Below are 18,586 nucleotides of genomic sequence, written 5' to 3'. Positions count from 1 at the left end.
ACTTTTTACTCCGTTGCTCTTTGAGTTATACCACGTCATTTACCGGATACAAAAAAACCGACACTAGGTCGGCTTTTAATTATTCATTTAGTCTAAACCAATTACTTACGAGTACGTGGCTTAGCAGGCTTATTGGCTAAAGGATTACGGCGATTTGCTGCATTTCCTGAAGGCTTACGCTTACCTGATGATTGCGGTTTACCCGATGTTTGTGGGCGACCTGCTGATTGTGGCTTACCGTTATCGCGACTGTCACGATTATCACGACCTTTTGCTGGTTGTGAACGACCATTACCACGATGCTCGTTTGATTGAGCTTCAACTTCAGCATTACGACTAGAGCCAGGGTTACGACGATCGTTACCACGACCACGACGACCGCGAGCACCGCCCGTTTCTACACGCTCTTCGTGACGACGAACAGCACGACGGATCTGACGAATGCCTTTTTTACGCTTTTGACCTTCAACAGTTAATGCTGTTTCAGTCTCAGGCGGAAGCTCAACTGTTGCACGAAGTTCATTCACTTCTTTTAGTTCAAGCTCACTCCAACCACCACGAGGCATATCTTTCGTTAGGTAAACATCACCGTAACGAACACGCTTAAGACGGCTAACAGTAACACCTTGCGAATCCCATAAACGACGAACCTCACGGTTACGACCTTCAGTGATCACTACGTAGAAGGTATGGTTCATACCTTCACCACCAGCGTAAACAACATCTTCAAAACGTGCTAAACCATCTTCTAGTTCAACACCTTTAACAACGTTCTTTACCATTTGCTCAGTCACTTCACCAAATACACGAACCATGTATTCACGTTCAACCGTGCGGCTTGGGTGCATTAAGCGGTTAGCAAGTTCACCGTCTGTTGTGAACAACAATAAACCTGAGGTGTTCGCATCAAGACGGCCTACTGATACCCAGCGACCTGTGTTTAAGCGAGGAAGACGATCAAATACAGTACGGCGGCCTTCAGGGTCGTGACGAGTACATAGCTCACCTTCTGGCTTGTTGTAAGCAAGAATACGGCAAATTTCTTCATCAGAAGAGATCAGCTCAATGTTATGACCATCAATACGAACACTTACTGATAAATCTTCAAGACGATCGCCAAGTTTAGCAACGACACCATCAACACTGACTCGACCGTTTTGGATCATTAATTCGATTTCACGACGTGATCCTTGGCCAGCTCGTGCCAATACCTTCTGTAATTTTTCACTCATTATAGACAAACCTTTGTCGCCTTCACAGGCGTCGAAATACTCATCAAAAGATTCCGGATAATATTTTCCAATTTAAAATCAGACTGTTACTTAACCAAAACCATTTATGCGAATAGCATTAATTTGGATTCTGTGTGAGGCATTAGCAACTCACTTTTTATCAGAATGTGGGCGCGCATTATGTCAAAAAACGGCAAAGTTAGCTATAAAAAGATAGTCGATTGCGAGGTTAGTTACAGGAAAATCAAACCAATAAAATAGGAATAAAAACAAAAAAGCAAACAGCTAGAAACTAACTATTTGCTTTTATTAGATTTACCTAGGTTTAGAACGTTCTAGATCATTCAAACGGTGTCACATCACCTGCACCAACTCGCACAATATTAATTTCACCTTCACTGAAATCAATCACTGTTGTTGGCTGCTCACCTAAGTAACCACCATGCATAATCAAATCAACAGCATGTTCTAACTTATCGCGAATTTCATCGGGATCTGCTTCTGTTGTTTCATTACCCGGTAAAATAAGACTGGTTGACATCAGTGGCTCACCTAGCGCTTCAAGTAACGCCAGTGCTATCGCATTATCAGGTACACGAATACCAATCGTTTTACGCTTAGCATTCATTAAACGGCGAGGTACTTCTTTTGTTCCTTTAAATATAAAGGTGTATGCGCCAGGGGTGTTATTACGTAAAAGACGGAAAGCGATATTATCAACACGGGTGTACAAAGATAGCTCAGATAAATCGCGGCATAACAAAGTGAAGTTGTGTTTTTCGTTTAAACGACGGATCTGACAAATACGCTCTAATGCTTGTTTGTTTTCTAACTGACAACCAAGGGCATAACCAGAATCCGTTGGATAAACGACAACGCCGCCATTTTTAATAATTTCTACCGCTTGTTTAATCAAACGCGTTTGGGGTGTTTCTGGGTGAACATAAAAAAATTGACTCATTATTCCTCCTTTGAGGCAGCAGGCTCAGCCTGAATTTCTACCTCTACTCGCTTTTTCTCAACTTCCCAATCATGCCAAATCGCTGGAACATCTTTAGGAAGCCACAAATTACGTCCTAATTCAGTCCAAGGTGATTGGTAATGAAAATCGGACCCTTGTGAAGCAAGTAAATTAAATTGTATGGCGTAATCCCCTAAGGTACGTCGTTCTTGCGGCCCTTGCTGAGGCTGTGATACTTCCATACCGTCACCACCAGCTTCAATGAAATGCTGGATTAATCGCTTAAGCCATTTTGCCGTCATATTATAACGGCCTGGATGGGCAATAACCGCTTTACCACCGGCGGCATGAATCACATCAATAGCATCGGCGATAGTGCACCAGTTTGGTGGTACGTAACCCGGATTTCCGCGTGTTAAGAATTTCTTAAATACCGCCTGCATGGTTTTCGCATAACCTTGTTCAACAATCCAACGGGCGAAATGTGCACGAGTGATCGATGCATCACCCGCAAGTTTAGCCGCGCCTTCAAATGCTCCTGGCATTCTGTTTTTTTCAAGTCGCGCACCAATTTCTTTAGCACGTTCAAGTCGACGCTCTACTTGCTGTTCAATAAACGTCACTAACGTTGGATTTTGTGGGTCTATATTAAGCCCAACAATATGAATATCAAAGTTTTGCCACACGGTAGAGATTTCAATACCGTTAATTAACGTAATAGGCAAGGCTTCTTGCTCTATCACAGTATGCGCTTCATGTAGGCCAGCAACCGTATCGTGATCAGTAATTGCCAGGATGTCGACCCGCATATCTACGGCTCGTCGAACTAATTCTTGCGGCGTTAAGCGACCGTCAGACGCTGTAGTATGGCTATGTAAATCAAACAACATAAGTTTTATTCTTGACTTTATAATCGTGAACTAGTTTACTAGTACGTAGATACCAAGTATCCAATACTTACTTGAAAGGCATCACGTACATTTAGCTGATAGAAAAAATGTAACTAATACCTAATAGGGCTCTTACATGTTACAGCAAATTCAAAATCAACAATGCGTTTTCTTCAATAATTGGTGGTGGCACTCCTACTTACGGGCGGTGTGAATTGCTGTAACTCAGCAAAATAGCAACGAGCCCGCCATCAATGCGGGCTTTTTTATAACGCCGAATTTAACCAAATAAAAAATAAAACGGGCACTGCACCTAGCCTTCACTGCGACCATTAACAAGGATGACCTCATGATTATTGTCTTAAAACCGCAAGCAACAGAAGCTGATGCCAAAAGCCTACTAGCTCTAATCGACAGTGTCGGATTAAAACCGCTATATATGCCTGGCAGTGAACGCATTGTTTTAGGTGCATTAGGTGATGAACGTGTTTTACAACGCTTAAATATCGAAGCGAACCCTTTAGTTGAAACGGTAAAACCCATTTTAACTAAATACAAATTAGTTAGCCGAGAAGTCCAAGCCCACAACACAGTGGTACGTTTTGGCTCTGCTGCGGTCGGTGGCGATCGTTTTGCTGTTATTGCAGGCCCTTGCTCTGTCGAATCAGAGCAACAATTATTGTCTGTGGCTGAAATGGTGAAGTCTCATGGTGCTATGGCACTACGAGGTGGAGCATATAAACCTCGCACCAGCCCTTATGATTTCCAAGGATTAGGTATTGAAGGGTTAAAATTGTTAAAAAAAGCCAATGACATGCTCGGTATACCTACCGTATCTGAAGTTATGGATGTGAGCCAAGTTGAAAAAATGACTCAATATATTGATTGTTTTCAAATTGGTGCGAGAAATATGCAAAACTATGGCTTGTTAAAAATTATCGTTGAAAGTAAAAAACCGATCTTGCTCAAACGCGGACTTTCAGCCACTATCGAGGAATTGCTGCTCGCTGCTGAATATATATATGATGCCGGTAACCCAAATATCATTTTGTGTGAACGTGGTATTAGAACGTTTGAGACAGCAACCAGAAATACATTGGATCTCAATGCTGTCGCTTATTTAAAGCAACATACCCATTTGCCCGTGCTGGTCGACCCAAGCCATGGAACAGGTATCCGTGAGTTAGTGATCCCACTCTCACGCGCAGCAGCTGCTGTTGGCGCCGATGGCATCATTGTCGAATCACATTTAAATCCATGTGAAGCCTTATCTGATGGTCATCAAGCATTAACCGCACCAATGTTTGAACAATTAATGCAGGAATTAAAACCGTTTGTGGAAGCGGCAGGGAGAACGCTGTGAATACTCACTCAATAGGAAATCATCCACTAGGGCAAAATACATTAGCGGCTAATGAGATCAATCTTCTCAGCCTTGATGTACCTTATGTTGCCGATCCCACTGAACTGTACTTTTCAGTTTGTGGCGATCGCCCGCACAACCTTTTATTAGAATCAGCAGAAGTTGATTCTAAGCAAGATTTAAAGAGCTTAATGCTTGTTGATGCAGCAGTACGTATTGTTTGCCGCGGTAAAGAAGTCACGTTGGAAGCACTAACAAGTAATGGTGTGAATGTCATTACGCATTTACAAAGCCAACTGCCTAACGATATTCATGCAGCACTAGATGGAAAAACATTAACCTTGGTATTTCCATCCCACGCTCATGATATTGATGAGGATAGCCGCTTACGCCAAACTTCATCATTCGATGCTCTACGTTTGATCCAACATGCCTTTGATACCAAGCACCACCCAAAAGAAGCTTTATTCTTAGGTGGTCTATTTGCGTATGACTTAGTCGCTGATTTTGAGCCGCTACCAGAAGTGAAGCAAGACAATAACTGTCCTGACTATATTTTCTATATTGCCGAAACCTTGTTGATTATCGATCACCAACGTCGTAAAGGCACGCTGCAAGCAACTTTATTTGGTGGCGAGCACTACACCAATAGCTATCATGATTTGAGTCGTCGCCTGCAAACGATTAAAGAGATCTGTTTAAACCCTCAGCCTGTGCCACCCGCACAAGTATTAGATAAATGTGAACCAGAGGCGTCTATTAGCGATGAAGATTTCTGCCAAACGGTTAACGATCTTAAACAATACGTTATCAATGGCGATGTGTTCCAAGTAGTGCCGTCACGCCAATTTACTTTGCCATGCCCTTCAACGCTCGCGGCATATAAAGCATTGAAAATTGGTAATCCAAGCCCTTACATGTTCTTTTTGCAAGACGCAGAATTCACCCTGTTTGGCGCCTCTCCTGAAAGTGCACTGAAATATTGTTCAGATTCAAACCAAGTAGAGATATACCCGATTGCTGGTACTCGACCACGAGGCAAAAACAGCGACGGATCAATTAACCTTGATTTAGATGGTCGCATTGAATTAGAGCTACGTTGCGATAAAAAAGAGAATGCTGAACACATGATGTTAGTGGATCTAGCACGTAATGATGTAGCAAGGATCAGTGAAGCGGGTAGCCGCTATGTGGCAGATTTACTGAAAGTTGATCGCTACAGCCATGTGATGCACTTAGTTTCTCGTGTAGTAGGCCAATTGCGAGGCGATCTTGATGCCCTTCATGCGTACCAAGCCTGTATGAACATGGGCACATTGACAGGGGCACCGAAAATCCGAGCTATGCAGCTTATCCGTGATGTTGAACAACGCCGTCGTGGTAGTTATGGCGGTGCTGTCGGTTATCTTACTGGTCACGGTGATATGGATACTTGTATCGTGATCCGCTCAGCTTACGTTGAAAATGGTATTGCAAGTGTTCAAGCTGGTGCTGGCGTGGTTTACGACTCCATTCCACAAGCAGAAGCCGATGAAACGCGTGGCAAAGCGCAAGCAGTCATTAACGCTATTCGCACAGCACATCAAGGTTAAGGAGAACCACAATGACAAACGCAACCCCAGCCCATATTGTGCTACTCGACAACTTTGATTCGTTTACTTACAACCTTGTTGATCAATTTCGTTCTCTCGGTCACCCAGTAACGATTTACCGTAATAACTTAACGGCAGAGCAAGTAGAAAATGCACTTAGTGCTAAAAGCAATCCCGTTTTAGTGTTATCCCCCGGTCCTGGTGTGCCAGCTGATGCGGGATGTATGCCCGAACTGATCCAACGCGTGAAAGGTAAAGTACCAATGATTGGTATTTGCCTCGGACAACAAGCGATTGTTGAAGCTTACGGCGGTAAAGTTTCAGGCGCAGGTGAAATTGTCCATGGGAAAGCTGCAATGATGAGCCACAACCAACATGCAGTGTTTGGCAATTTACCGAATCCTCTCTCTATTGCACGTTACCATTCTTTAGTCGCAACAGAAGTGCCTGATAGCCTAGAGACTATCGCCGATGTTAATGGCTTAGTCATGGCTGTACTGAACGAAGAAGATAAGGTATGTGGCTTTCAATTCCATCCGGAGTCAATCCTAACGACACAAGGGGCGGAGCTTTTAACACAGACCTTAAATTGGGTAACAACATCTAACGGAAAGAATAATTCAAAGCATTAAGGACGATGATTATGGATAACAAAATTTACGATATTGCCAATAAACTCTACGATCAAAAATCTCTGAGCCAACAAGAGAGTCACACCCTATTTGATGCCATTATCAAGGGTGAGGTCGATCCCATCATTCTTTCGGCCGTTTTAACCTCGTTGAAAATTAAAGGTGAAACCCCCCAAGAAATTGCTGGAGCCGCAAGTGCTTTAGTCGCTAATGCCAACGCCTTCCCAAGCCCAGATTATGACTTTGCCGATATCGTAGGAACAGGTGGTGATGGTGCCAATACCATCAATATTTCAACCACTGCGGCATTTGTAGCTGCAGCGTGTGGTATTAAAGTGGCGAAACACGGTAACCGTGGCGTTTCAAGCAAATCTGGCTCTTCAGATCTGCTTGATAAATTTGGTATCAACCTTGCGATGACACCAGAAAACGCGCGTGGCGCATTAGATGAACTTGGCGTGTGTTTCCTATTTGCGCCTGAATATCACGGTGGTGTACGCCACGCTATGCCTGTACGTCAAACATTAAAGACTCGCACCATCTTCAATGTACTTGGGCCTTTAATTAACCCAGCAAAACCTAACATTGAACTTATGGGTGTTTACGACAATAGCCTCGTTCGTCCGATTGCAGAAACCATGGCTACCATGGGCATGAAGCGTGCGGCTGTGGTTCACGGTAGTGGTTTAGATGAAGTGGCAATTCATGGTGAAACCCATGTTGCGGAAATCATTAATGGCGAAATCACCGAATACACTCTCACTCCTGCTGATTTCGGTTTGGATACCTACCCGTTAGAGGCGATTAAAGGCGGCGAACCTGAAGAGAACCGCGCCATTATCACTAACATTTTAACCGGTAAAGGTACACCTGCCCAAGTTGGTGCAGTAGCAGTCAACGTAGCCCTGCTATTACGTTTATTCGGTCAAGAAGATCTTAAACAAAATACGCAACAAGCTATTGAAGTCATGCAATCAGGCAAAGCTTTTGAATTAGTAGAAAAATTGGCAGCACGAGGATAATCATGGAAACAGTATTAGCAAAAATTGTTGCTGACAAAAAAATTTGGGTAGAAGCACGTAAAGCATCACAGCCACTTGATTCATTTATTCATGATCTCGTCCCAAGTGATCGCGACTTCTACCAAGCGTTATCATCCAATACTGATAATGGTGTAGAGCGCCCTGCATTCATTCTTGAATGTAAAAAAGCCTCACCATCAAAAGGCTTGATCCGAGACGATTTTAATCTTGATTACATTGCAAGCGTGTACAACAACTATGCGAGTGCGATTTCAGTTCTAACCGATGAAAAATACTTCCAAGGTAACTTTGAGTTTCTCCCTCAAGTCCGTGGCCAAGTACACCAGCCCGTACTATGTAAAGACTTCATGGTTGATACCTATCAAGTCTATTTAGCTCGTCACTATCAAGCTGATGCTATTTTACTTATGTTGTCAGTCCTCAATGACGAGGAATACCAAACCCTTGCTGATGTTGCCAATCAATTAAATCTTGGCATTTTGACCGAAGTGAGTAACGAAGAAGAGCTTGAACGTGCGATTAACTTAAAAGCGAAAGTTGTCGGTATTAACAACCGTAATTTACGCGACTTAAGTATTGATTTAGACCGCACTAAACAGCTTGCACCGAAATTATCACCAGACACAATTGTGATTTCAGAGTCTGGTATTTACAGCAATCAAGAAATTCGCCAGTTATCTCAATATGCCAATGGCTTTTTAATTGGCAGCTCGTTAATGGCAGAAGATAACCTCGATCTTGCGGTACGCCGTGTGTTACTTGGTGATAACAAGGTCTGCGGATTAACCGAAGCGAAAGACGCCACCATCGCTTACCAAAATGGTGCCGTTTACGGTGGTTTAATTTTTGTTTCTAACTCCCCTCGCTGTGTTGATATCGAGCAAGCACGCCATGTGATGACAGGCGCCCCACTCGATTATGTTGGTGTATTCCAAAATGCAGAGCTTGAAACAATTGTCGATACGGCAAAACAACTTGCACTCAGTGTTGTGCAGCTACATGGCACAGAAACGCAGCAATACATTAATGAGCTAAAAGCACAACTTCCTGCTCAATGTAAAATTTGGAAAGCGCACGGGGTATCAGATGCTTTACCTGATTTATCAGCATACCAAGTTGATAAACACCTTGTTGATAGTAAAGTAGGTAATCAAAGTGGTGGTACAGGGACAAGCTTCGACTGGTCGTTGATCCAAAGCGGCGATCGCAAAGGTATATTACTGGCTGGTGGCTTAAATGCAGACAACGCACAACAAGCGGCAGCATTAGGATTTGATGGCCTTGATTTAAATTCTGGTGTGGAAAGTGCGCCAGGCAAAAAAGACTCGAATAAATTGAGTGCGGCATTCGCGGCAATCAAAAATATTAAGGACGATAAATAATTATGAGTAAATTAGATGCCTTTTTTGGCGAATTTGGTGGTCAGTATGTACCACAAATTTTAGTGCCTGCATTAGACCAATTGGAAGATGCGTTTATTGAAGCGCAGCAAGATCCGAGTTTTCAACAAGAATTTATTACACTACTTAAAGAATACGCTGGTCGTCCAACCGCCCTAACGCTATGTCAGAACTTGACGAAAGGGACGAAAACAAAGCTATACCTGAAACGTGAAGATTTATTACACGGTGGCGCGCACAAAACAAACCAAGTTTTAGGTCAAGCATTACTCGCTAAGCGCATGGGTAAAAATGAGATCATCGCTGAAACTGGTGCCGGTCAACACGGTGTTGCAACTGCGCTTGCTTGTGCACTACTCGGTCTTAAATGTCGTGTTTACATGGGTGCTAAAGATGTTGAACGTCAAAGCCCTAACGTATTTCGCATGAAGTTGATGGGCGCAGAAGTTATTCCTGTCCACTCAGGCTCTGCAACCTTAAAAGATGCTTGTAATGAAGCAATGCGTGATTGGTCTGCAAGTTATGACAAAGCACACTACTTGCTAGGCACAGCGGCGGGTCCTCACCCATTCCCAACGATTGTACGAGAATTCCAGCATATTATTGGTGAAGAAACTAAAGCCCAGATCGTAGAGAAAGAAGGTCGCCTACCTGATGCAGTTATTGCTTGTGTCGGTGGCGGTTCCAACGCAATTGGTATGTTTTCAGATTTCATTGAAGAAACAGATGTGAAACTGATTGGTGTAGAGCCTGCCGGTAAAGGTTTAGATACCGATATGCATGGTGCACCTCTTAAACACGGTACATTAGGTATTTTCTTTGGTATGAAAGCACCACTGATGCAAGATAAACACGGTCAAGTTGAAGAGTCTTACTCTGTATCAGCAGGTCTTGATTTCCCATCTGTCGGTCCACAACATGCTCACTTAAATGCAACAGGTCGTGCTGAATACGGCTCAGTGACTGATGATGAAGCACTAGATGCATTCCAATTGCTCGCACGTAAAGAAGGGATCATTCCTGCGCTTGAGTCTGCTCATGCATTAGCTTATGCCATGAAACTTATTCATGCAGAACCAGAAAAAGAACAATTGCTAGTAGTTAACTTATCAGGTCGTGGTGACAAGGATATCTTTACTGTTCACGATATTTTGCAGGAAAAAGGAGCATTATAATGGATCGTTATCAACAATTATTCAGCACATTAGCTGAGCGCAATGAAGGCGCTTTTGTGCCTTTTGTTACCATTGGCGATCCGACTCCAGAGCAATCAATGAAGATCATTGATACATTGGTTGAATCTGGCGCTGATGCTTTAGAATTAGGTATTCCATTTTCAGATCCTCTCGCTGATGGCCCTACAATCCAAGGCGCAACCATCCGCGCATTAGAATCAGGCACCACACCAACCTTGTGTTTTGAGTTACTAACACAAATTCGTCAAAAATACCCTGACGTGCCAGTCGGGTTATTGATGTACGCCAACCTTGTGTTTGCCGCTGGCATCGATAACTTTTATCAGCAATGTGCAAAAGCTGGAGTTGATTCAGTATTAATTGCAGATGTTCCCGTTAATGCATCACATGAGTTTCGTGATGCGGCAAATAAATACGGTGTTCACCCTATTTTTATTGCGCCACCTAATGCTGATGATGCAACACTACAAGCGGTCTCTGAACTCGGTGGTGGTTACACTTACTTGTTATCACGCGCAGGTGTAACGGGTGCTGAAACTAAAGCAGGAATGCCAATAGATCACTTGTTATCTAGCCTTAAAGCGCATAACGCGCCGCCAGCTATTTTAGGATTTGGTATTTCTTCGCCAGAGCAAGTTAAAGAGGCGATCACTGCAGGTGCTGCAGGCGCAATCTCAGGCTCAGCAGTCGTGAAAATTATCGAGCAAAATCTTGAAAACAACACTGTAATGTTAGAAAAATTATCTGCATTCATTTCATCAATGAAAGCAGCAAGTAAATAACGCATTCTAACGAATGTAATAAGCCCATACATTTCAGCTTACTGATGCTGTTTATGTATGGGCTTTTTTATATAGCTATCGTTAACGAAAAAGAGTGCTTTAAATCTATCACCAATAATAAAGACAGTAACTTTGAAGACATACTTGATGACAATATAAGAGAATTCTCAATACCGTTAATAGCGCGTTATTGACGACCTATACACAACTCACACTAAGCTTAAAAACAAAAGCAAGGAAAAGAAAAAAGTTAACGACAAGGCAAATGTTGAACAACAAACGAATGCGATTAAAGAAACTTGTAATCGTGTAGTACAAGAAAACAAGGCATATCAATGTGTAAGAAATTGATGTCACATGAGACACTTTATTTAAATAACACACGCTTGGTAAATGATTAATAATTGTTATCGTATTGAAAACGATAATAACCAATAACAGAAATGCTTGTCCCAAACAGAGTATCAGACCCATTTTTCCATAGTGTTGAATAAACGCCTTGATTGATAAGTATTTCATTGATGCCTCCAGATTAAGAAATAAGAAACACTATAAAGAAAGGGTTCATTTTAACTTAACCATGCAATAAAAAGCCATCAAACGATAAGCAATTACTCTAATATATGCATATTGCTACCACTCTTTTTCAACGATCAACAGAAAACCTCAATCCTCGTGATTGCGAACAATGATCATTGCATGTAAAGACACACCCAATACACATTCGCGTAACGATTAAAACCAAATAAACACAACTATGCTTACTACACTTTTGCATCAATACTTTAGAGGTCGATACTGTGCAAAATAATGGAAGTTTAATGAAAAATATTGGCGTACAAGTTGTTATTGCCATGTTCGTTGGCGCATTTGTTGGCGCGATGATGGGGCATTCGGCTTCAATGTTTGCGCCGTTGGGCAGTATTTTTATCCACCTAATCAAAATGTTAGTTATTCCATTGGTCGCTGTTGCTATCATTTCAGGTGCCGCAGGATTAGGTAACAGTCAATCTGCTGGTAAAGTTGGAATAGCGACTCTGTTATTTTTTACATTAACATCCGCTATTGCTGTCGTACTTGCATTGGGGATGGGACATATTTTCAAACCCGGTATCGGTATTGATCTTAATGCGGTGTCAGGCCTCTTTGCTAAAACCTATGCCGACAAAGGCGAGCTGCCAACGTTTTGGAATACCGTATTAGGGATGATCCCGACTAACGTATTCCAGTCTTTAACCGAAGCTAATATTTTACAGATATTAGTGTTTTGTCTATTTTTTGGTATCGCTGTTTCTAAACTAGAAAAAGAACGACGTGAGCCATTAATCAACGGTATTAATGCCATCGTTGATGCAATGGTGTGGATGATTAACGTTGTTATGAAAATAGCGCCACTGGGTGTATTTGGTTTAATGGCAGATGCGGTCGGTACCTTTGGTTTTGATGCATTGATGGTGGTTTTTAAACTGTTTATTGTTTACGTTGTCGCCATTGCTATCTTCGGTTTTGTGTTCTATCCCCTGCTAGTAAAAATATTGAGTAAAACCTCTGCAATCAGATTTTTATCCGCCATGAAAAAGCCACAGATTGTAGCCCTTTCAACCGCTTCTTCTATGGCAACATTACCGGTTAACATGGAAACGTGTGAACAAGAATTAAAGGTCAGTAACGCTACCGCATCATTCGTTCTGCCATTAGGGGCGACAATTAATATGAGTGGTAATGCCATTTACTATGGTTTAGTTGCAACTTTCTTTGCTCAAATATTCCAAGTTGATTTAACCATAGGCGCCTATGTCGCCATCATTTTGACATCCACTTTAGGCGCAGTTGGACAAGCTGGTGTCCCTGGCCCATCTTTCCTTGTGGTTGCCGTTTTGCTTTCAGCTGGCATCCCCATTGAAGGTCTACCACTGTTATTTGCACTTGATCGGATCTTTGACATGATAAGAACAGCACTTAATATCACTGGTGATGCTGCTTGTGCGGTGATTGTTGATAGGCTTATCGATCAAGAACCGACTAAGTAATAAAGCACTACTATCCTTTTCTTAGCAACGCCCATCTAACAAAAATAGGCGTCGCTTTTTCTTCGCTCTTTTTCATTCACCATACTAAAAGGGTATACTCTTATTAATTATTAGAAATGAGTTGTTGTAATGAAACAATTATTAGATTTTATCCCCCTTATCATTTTCTTTATTTTATTCAAAACGAGTGGCATTTTTATCGCCACAGGCGCTTTAATTGCAGCAACAGCGGTTCAGGTAGCGTTGACTTGGTTTATCTATAAAAAAGTCGAAAAAATGCAACTGGTTACTTTCGTATTGGTGGCTATTTTTGGTGGCTTAACCATTTTCCTCCATGACGAAAACTTCATAAAGTGGAAAGTCACCATCATATACGCCATTTTTGCTCTAGCATTACTTATCAGTCAATTTATGGGTAAACCACTGATCAAAAGTATGCTTGGGAAAGAAATTACCTTACCTGAATCAATTTGGTTACGTATTAACCTTGCTTGGAGTGTGTTTTTTGTTGTCTGCGCTATAGTAAACATCTATATTGCATTCAATTTCCCGCTAGATATATGGGTAGACTTTAAGGTATTTGGGCTATTAGCATTAACGCTGCTCTTTACCTTCCTCACCGGTGGCTACATTTATCGCCACTTACCGAAAAGTGACAATAACCAGTAAAGTTGTAAATCATGAACACTAAAAATAATATCCCTCGCGGACAGCTTCTGCTTCGCACGCTTGCCATGCCAGCCGACACCAACGCCAATGGTGATATATTTGGTGGTTGGATCATGTCCCAATTGGACTTAGCAGGCGCGATCCTTGCCAAAGAAATTTCTGGCGGGCGTGTTGTGACTGTCTCTGTTGATAAAATAGAGTTTAAAGCCCCTGTTAGTGTTGGTGACGTGGTTTGTTGTTACGGTGAGTGTAAACGCATTGGCAATACATCCATGAGCATAGGTCTTGAAGTTTGGGTAAAACCTGTCGATGTTGAGACTGTCGGTGATCGATACCGTGTATGCGAAGCAACATTTAATTATGTTGCAATTAATAGCGAAGGTCGTCCGCGCCCAATTGTAAAAGCGTAATAAGACAAGGCGCTATTTCGCTAACAAGTACAACATTAACCGACAAAAAAGCACTAACGCCTAGTTAGTGCTTTTTTTATTGGTTACTATGGAGAAATAGAACAACAAGATAGCCAGCAACACCATAGTGCTGTCACTTCTGTACTTTATTAGGGAGAACAATAATGTGGTACGTCATTTTTTCTCAAGATGTTGAAAATAGCTTAGAGCGACGTATGAGCGTTCGTGAAAAACACCTTGCACGTTTACAAGATTTACAAGAACAAGGTCGATTGTTAGTTGCAGGGCCTATGCCTGCTATTGATAGTGAGACCCCAGGTGATGCCGGATTTACAGGCTCTACTGTTATTGCAGAATTTGCTTCTTTAGAACAAGCACAACAATGGGCTGACGCTGACCCTTATATTGATGCAGGCGTATACGCTAATGTGATTGTGAAGCCATTCAAAAAAGTGCTTCCATAATTTATTTAAGGGCGAGATTGTGAAATTAACTATAAGCAAAGCGCTAATCACCGCATCATTAGGTTTATTACTGCTTAGTGGCTGTGCTTCTCATGAAAAGCAACAAATTGCAGAAACATTAGCAAAAAGCCGCGCTGCAGCAATTGATAGTAAAGCACCTTATCCAAAAATTGATGCCTATCAAATAACCCAAGCCTACGCGTCAGGAAATACCGTTAAAATTAATGTTCTTTATGGTGGAAAAAGTCGTGTTTCGCCATCCAATGCTGCCAAAACGGCTGCAAGAAACTACTGTAATAACAAAGAAATACAACCTTTATTTGATAGCGGCGTAAATTACCTAATTACGATCAAAGATATCAGTGGTCGTACAATGGCGCAGCAAGCAGTATCTAAAGACTCTTGTGAAGAACTGAATTAATATTCATTTCCATAGCGATAAAAAGCCCGTACCAATAATCATTTGGCACGGGCTTTTCAATATTGATAGGTATATTTAAATTTGCTCGTCTATCGTTACTTCTGAAGCCGCAATGGCCTCGTTTATTTGTATTTCAAATGCTTTCAAACGCTTATAAATCGACATCAATTCAACAATAGTCTTCCAAGAATGCACCAAATATTGGAATGATTCTTCTACTTTACTGAAAGCATTAGAAATTTGTGTAAAGAGCCCTAAAGTCAGTGCACCGGAAACAATAGCAGGTCCCATCGCAATGAGAGGTATAATCATTGTATATTGAAGATAAGAAAACTTAGCAATATCAAAATACAGATAATGCTTGAACAATGTGAAGTAATTTTTCCTAACGTTTGAATACAGTTCTTTAAGTGTTTCAGGCTGCGCTCGCTCCAGATGATCCTCACCATGTACAAGCTCTTTACGATACGCGGCTTCAACTTTTTGATTATTAAACTCAAGCCCCGGAAGTTTAACTCCTACAATAGCGAGAAGCCCTGTTCCAAAAACAGAAATAATGATGGCTAAATAAACCAGGGAATGCTCAACGGGCCCTATCCAAGGTAGTTCTTTGATATTCTCACTTAACGTCCACAATAGAGGTAAAAAAGCAACAAGCAACATGACTGAACGTAAAAAACTAACCCCTAATGTTTCAAGGATCGCTGCCAACCTCATTGTGTCTTCTTGTACACGCTGTGATGCCCCTTCTATATGACGGATCTTATCCCAATGAGAGGTGTAATAATCATTCATTGCTGTTCGCCATCTGAACACGAAGTGCTTAGTAAAAAACTCTAAGAAAGCGGCAATAATGATATACAAAGACACTATGTTGAAAAATTCTAAGGTTCCCGCAAGTATTTCTTCAAACTTCACTGAGTTTGGCGTTGTCATTGCCTTTTGAAGTAAATTGTAAAAAGATCCATACCATTCATTGACTTCAACTGTAATTTGTACACTATACCAAGTACCATAAAGTATTAATGCGCTTCCCAAAATCGACCATAAAAACCAGCGTCGTTCGAGAAAAAAAGACTTAAACATAATGACTCATCCTTAATCGATGTTTTGTTATGTGGCTACCCTAAACGAACTAACAATCCTACGTTTTTATTTTTATATGCTGTCTTTTCAGTATTTGTCAGCAGCTGAAAAATTGCAACATTACCTTAATTATGAACAAGTTAGTAAGGTTGAATATATGGCTATGTGGCACTTTATCCATTTTTATCACTAGAAGCGTAGCAATTAGATATAAAAAATCCCTTATATTTAAAACATAAGGGATAAGATAATGGTTATCGCTATTTTCTATTTTTCAATTAGTTGCGTTGGAATACCAATGCCTTTAAACCACCTTCTGGCTCAATATCTTTAAACTCGGGTGGATTATCAAGACGTTTTTCAAACACGAGCTCTGGTGCTTCTGCTGCCATACCTTCAATTAAGAAAGTTGAAGTAATACTAGGATCATTCACACACGCTAACACTGTACCGTTTTCGGTTAACAATTCAGGTAAGCGACGTAAGATCTTTTGATAATCTTTCGTGAGCGCAAAGCTACCTTTTTGAAATGATGGTGGATCAATAATAATGAGATCGTATGGGCCATATTTGCGTACCTTACCCCATGATTTAAATAATTCATGGCCTAAGAAACTAACTTTCTTTAAATCATGTTTATTTAAATGGTGATTATCACGACCACGGCTTAATGCCGCTTTTGCCATATCAAGGTTCACAACATGCTCTGCGCCACCAGCAATTGCAGCAACCGAGAAACCACAGGTATAAGCGAATAAATTTAACACGCGTTTACCCGCTGCTTGCTCACGAACCCAATCACGACCAAAGCGCATATCAAGAAATAAGCCGTTATTTTGCTTACGTCCAAGATCCAGCTTGTACACTAAGCCACTTTCAATCACATCTTGATATTCAGACGTATCACCCCACATCACGTCCATCGGAGATCCTTCGCGATCACGATGTTGAAGCAATAGCGATGTCGCACCACTGTTTTGCCATTCTGCTGTTTTAGTCAGTTTATTCAGCAAAGTGGTAAGTTCAGCTAAGAACTCAGGAGATGGCTCTTTAAACAAGGAAACAAGTACTTGACCTTGTAGCCAATCAACCGTTATTTGCTCTAACCCTTGCCAGCAACGTCCACGGCCATGAAAGAGTCGGCGAACTTCATTTGGCGGTGAAGACAAGGCTGTGAGTAGATGAGCTTCTAAAGTGGGTAATGCACTTATTTCCATAATTTCAAACTATATAGTGAATTAAGGGCGCTATTTTAACCACTGGCCACAAGAATACCAGTTTCCATGTCTTATATTACTCAAGCCGCTAATAATAGAGCCGTTGGCAACACTGAAGTAGTGATTTTTTTAGGTAAACAATGCGGTATAAATGCAGGATAATTACGGTAAATTAAATGCGATGATAATTGAAAAATACCATCGTTAGTCTGTTTTAATTCAGGGAGGTAAGGGAAATAAAACGTAGCATACTTTAATTGAAAAAACTGCTGAGCCCGATACCGACAATGTCGAAGTTGGCGTTGATTACGACGTTGTTTTCTATGAGCTCGTGAGCGGACAATACGCATGTTTTTTCTCTTGCTAGGTGATCCTAGACAGCCATTATACGTTAAGCTTATTGATAGTTATAGCACCAAGAATATGTGCTGATGCTAGTTGCTGAGGATTTCTACAGTTCTAAATAAACTGCAGAAAAACACAGCATCCATACAAAGATTTATACACTCGCCTTTTTATAAGCTAATGTTGGCCACTCTAATTGCCATGGCTGATTCCAATCGCTTAACGCCTGTTGTGTCTCAGCGACTTGCCACAATTTACCGTCTGTTGGTGGACAAATAAAACGCTGTGTTTCGCCCTTATAAGGAAAAGACAGTGCATAAGCATGTAAGTAACCACGATCTGACGTTTCAGTGCCATAAATATCATCGCCAGTAATACCAGAACCCACACTACGTAATGCAACACGGATCTGATGCGTTTTTCCTGTATGCGGCTTACAGAGAAATAAACGTCGTCCTTCACCTGCAGCTGTTGAGAAAAACTGAGTAATGGCTGGATTTTCCTTCGTACTTTCTAATTTCCAGCTACTGCGACGTGAGCGAGTCATATCACCAATCACCACACCTTGTTTTTTCTTTGGCTTTTTGGTGCCTATTGCTACATAAAACTTTTCGACCACCCGCTCAGCAAAATTTGAAGATAGGATCGATGCCGCTTCTTTATTACGTCCAAGCAGCAGTAAACCTGATGTCATTTTGTCTAGACGATGGATCAAATACAGCTTTTCATCGCCGGTGTGTTCAGCAACAGCTGCGAGTAACGGCTGATCATTGTCATCTTTATGAACACTGATACCTGGATGCTTATTAATAACTAAAAAATCAGGGTGTTGGTAAATAAGAGTAAACATAGG

The 18,586-nt window shown here is 41.4% G+C and carries 19 protein-coding genes and 1 other annotated feature; of the genes, 12 read left to right on the top strand and 7 right to left on the bottom strand.

Annotated elements, in window-relative coordinates:
* Positions 1 to 101: 101 nt before the first annotated feature.
* The 3 genes from rluB to C9J42_RS01915 all read right to left on the bottom strand — a co-directional run bounded on the left by rluB (position 102) and on the right by C9J42_RS01915 (position 3,083).
* A complete protein-coding gene (gene rluB, locus C9J42_RS01925; RefSeq protein ID WP_107205674.1) occupies positions 102 to 1,232 on the bottom strand; it encodes a 23S rRNA pseudouridine(2605) synthase RluB in 1,131 nt (376 codons plus the stop codon).
* A 340-nt stretch (positions 1,233 to 1,572) separates the two neighbouring features.
* Positions 1,573 to 2,193, bottom strand: a complete 621-nt coding sequence (locus tag C9J42_RS01920) for an L-threonylcarbamoyladenylate synthase (protein ID WP_005370802.1) — start codon at positions 2,191 to 2,193, stop codon at positions 1,573 to 1,575.
* Positions 2,193 to 3,083 carry a PHP domain-containing protein gene (locus C9J42_RS01915; RefSeq protein WP_107205673.1) on the bottom strand — a complete coding sequence of 297 codons (891 nt, stop codon included), beginning with the start codon at positions 3,081 to 3,083 and terminating at the stop codon, positions 2,193 to 2,195. The genes C9J42_RS01920 and C9J42_RS01915 overlap by 1 nt, the downstream gene beginning before the upstream one ends.
* A gap of 175 nt (positions 3,084 to 3,258) precedes the next feature.
* Positions 3,259 to 3,353, top strand: a sequence feature (Trp leader region).
* 79 nt (positions 3,354 to 3,432) lie between these two features.
* On the opposite strand from C9J42_RS01915, the gene aroF reads away from it, so the two are divergent.
* From aroF to gspS2, 12 genes are all read left to right on the top strand, one after another.
* The gene (aroF, locus tag C9J42_RS01910) at positions 3,433 to 4,446 is read left to right on the top strand and encodes a 3-deoxy-7-phosphoheptulonate synthase (protein ID WP_107301606.1); all 1,014 of its coding nucleotides are present in this window, start codon (positions 3,433 to 3,435) and stop codon (positions 4,444 to 4,446) included.
* A gap of 11 nt (positions 4,447 to 4,457) precedes the next feature.
* Positions 4,458 to 6,038 carry an anthranilate synthase component 1 gene (locus C9J42_RS01905; protein ID WP_370445009.1) on the top strand — a complete coding sequence of 527 codons (1,581 nt, stop codon included), beginning with the start codon at positions 4,458 to 4,460 and terminating at the stop codon, positions 6,036 to 6,038.
* Positions 6,039 to 6,049: 11 nt separating this feature from the next.
* The gene (locus tag C9J42_RS01900; protein ID WP_107245498.1) at positions 6,050 to 6,670 is read left to right on the top strand and encodes an aminodeoxychorismate/anthranilate synthase component II; all 621 of its coding nucleotides are present in this window, start codon (positions 6,050 to 6,052) and stop codon (positions 6,668 to 6,670) included.
* Between the two features lie 11 nt (positions 6,671 to 6,681).
* Complete coding sequence (gene trpD, locus C9J42_RS01895; protein ID WP_107205669.1) at positions 6,682 to 7,692, top strand: anthranilate phosphoribosyltransferase; 1,011 nt, start codon at positions 6,682 to 6,684, stop codon at positions 7,690 to 7,692.
* Positions 7,693 to 7,694: 2 nt separating this feature from the next.
* On the top strand, positions 7,695 to 9,095 hold the full coding sequence (gene trpCF, locus C9J42_RS01890) for a bifunctional indole-3-glycerol-phosphate synthase TrpC/phosphoribosylanthranilate isomerase TrpF (RefSeq protein WP_107301604.1): 1,401 nt from the start codon (positions 7,695 to 7,697) through the stop codon (positions 9,093 to 9,095).
* Between the two features lie 2 nt (positions 9,096 to 9,097).
* Complete coding sequence (gene trpB, locus C9J42_RS01885; RefSeq protein ID WP_107245502.1) at positions 9,098 to 10,288, top strand: tryptophan synthase subunit beta; 1,191 nt, start codon at positions 9,098 to 9,100, stop codon at positions 10,286 to 10,288.
* On the top strand, positions 10,288 to 11,091 hold the full coding sequence (trpA, locus tag C9J42_RS01880) for a tryptophan synthase subunit alpha (protein WP_107301603.1): 804 nt from the start codon (positions 10,288 to 10,290) through the stop codon (positions 11,089 to 11,091). The genes trpB and trpA overlap by 1 nt, the downstream gene beginning before the upstream one ends.
* Before the next feature lie 821 nt (positions 11,092 to 11,912).
* The gene (locus C9J42_RS01875) at positions 11,913 to 13,121 is read left to right on the top strand and encodes a dicarboxylate/amino acid:cation symporter (protein ID WP_199187003.1); all 1,209 of its coding nucleotides are present in this window, start codon (positions 11,913 to 11,915) and stop codon (positions 13,119 to 13,121) included.
* Between the two features lie 129 nt (positions 13,122 to 13,250).
* On the top strand, positions 13,251 to 13,790 hold the full coding sequence (locus tag C9J42_RS01870) for a septation protein A (RefSeq protein ID WP_107259469.1): 540 nt from the start codon (positions 13,251 to 13,253) through the stop codon (positions 13,788 to 13,790).
* 11 nt (positions 13,791 to 13,801) lie between these two features.
* Positions 13,802 to 14,200, top strand: coding sequence for an acyl-CoA thioester hydrolase YciA (gene yciA / locus C9J42_RS01865; RefSeq protein WP_107205663.1), 399 nt, complete (start codon positions 13,802 to 13,804; stop codon positions 14,198 to 14,200).
* Positions 14,201 to 14,364: 164 nt separating this feature from the next.
* On the top strand, positions 14,365 to 14,664 hold the full coding sequence (locus C9J42_RS01860; RefSeq protein ID WP_107294102.1) for a YciI family protein: 300 nt from the start codon (positions 14,365 to 14,367) through the stop codon (positions 14,662 to 14,664).
* A 19-nt stretch (positions 14,665 to 14,683) separates the two neighbouring features.
* On the top strand, positions 14,684 to 15,085 hold the full coding sequence (gene gspS2 / locus C9J42_RS01855) for a type II secretion system pilot lipoprotein GspS-beta (RefSeq protein WP_107205661.1): 402 nt from the start codon (positions 14,684 to 14,686) through the stop codon (positions 15,083 to 15,085).
* Between the two features lie 75 nt (positions 15,086 to 15,160).
* Here gspS2 and sbmA read toward each other — a convergent pair whose 3' ends face one another.
* The 4 genes from sbmA to C9J42_RS01835 form a co-directional block, all read right to left on the bottom strand.
* A complete protein-coding gene (sbmA, locus tag C9J42_RS01850; RefSeq protein WP_107287037.1) occupies positions 15,161 to 16,171 on the bottom strand; it encodes a peptide antibiotic transporter SbmA in 1,011 nt (336 codons plus the stop codon).
* 278 nt (positions 16,172 to 16,449) lie between these two features.
* The gene (locus C9J42_RS01845) at positions 16,450 to 17,388 is read right to left on the bottom strand and encodes a class I SAM-dependent methyltransferase (protein WP_107290449.1); all 939 of its coding nucleotides are present in this window, start codon (positions 17,386 to 17,388) and stop codon (positions 16,450 to 16,452) included.
* 80 nt (positions 17,389 to 17,468) lie between these two features.
* Entirely contained in the window at positions 17,469 to 17,738 is a 270-nt protein-coding gene (locus C9J42_RS01840; protein ID WP_107205658.1) for a hypothetical protein, read from the bottom strand.
* A gap of 149 nt (positions 17,739 to 17,887) precedes the next feature.
* Positions 17,888 to 18,583 carry a TIGR01621 family pseudouridine synthase gene (locus C9J42_RS01835; RefSeq protein ID WP_107205657.1) on the bottom strand — a complete coding sequence of 232 codons (696 nt, stop codon included), beginning with the start codon at positions 18,581 to 18,583 and terminating at the stop codon, positions 17,888 to 17,890.
* Positions 18,584 to 18,586 lie beyond the last annotated feature (3 nt).

Origin of the sequence: Photobacterium sp. GB-56, assembly GCF_003026105.1 — a bacterium.
Classification (GTDB): domain Bacteria; phylum Pseudomonadota; class Gammaproteobacteria; order Enterobacterales; family Vibrionaceae; genus Photobacterium.
The sequence above is the reverse complement of the archived record's forward strand: the minus strand, read 5'-3'. Positions and strand labels throughout refer to the sequence as shown.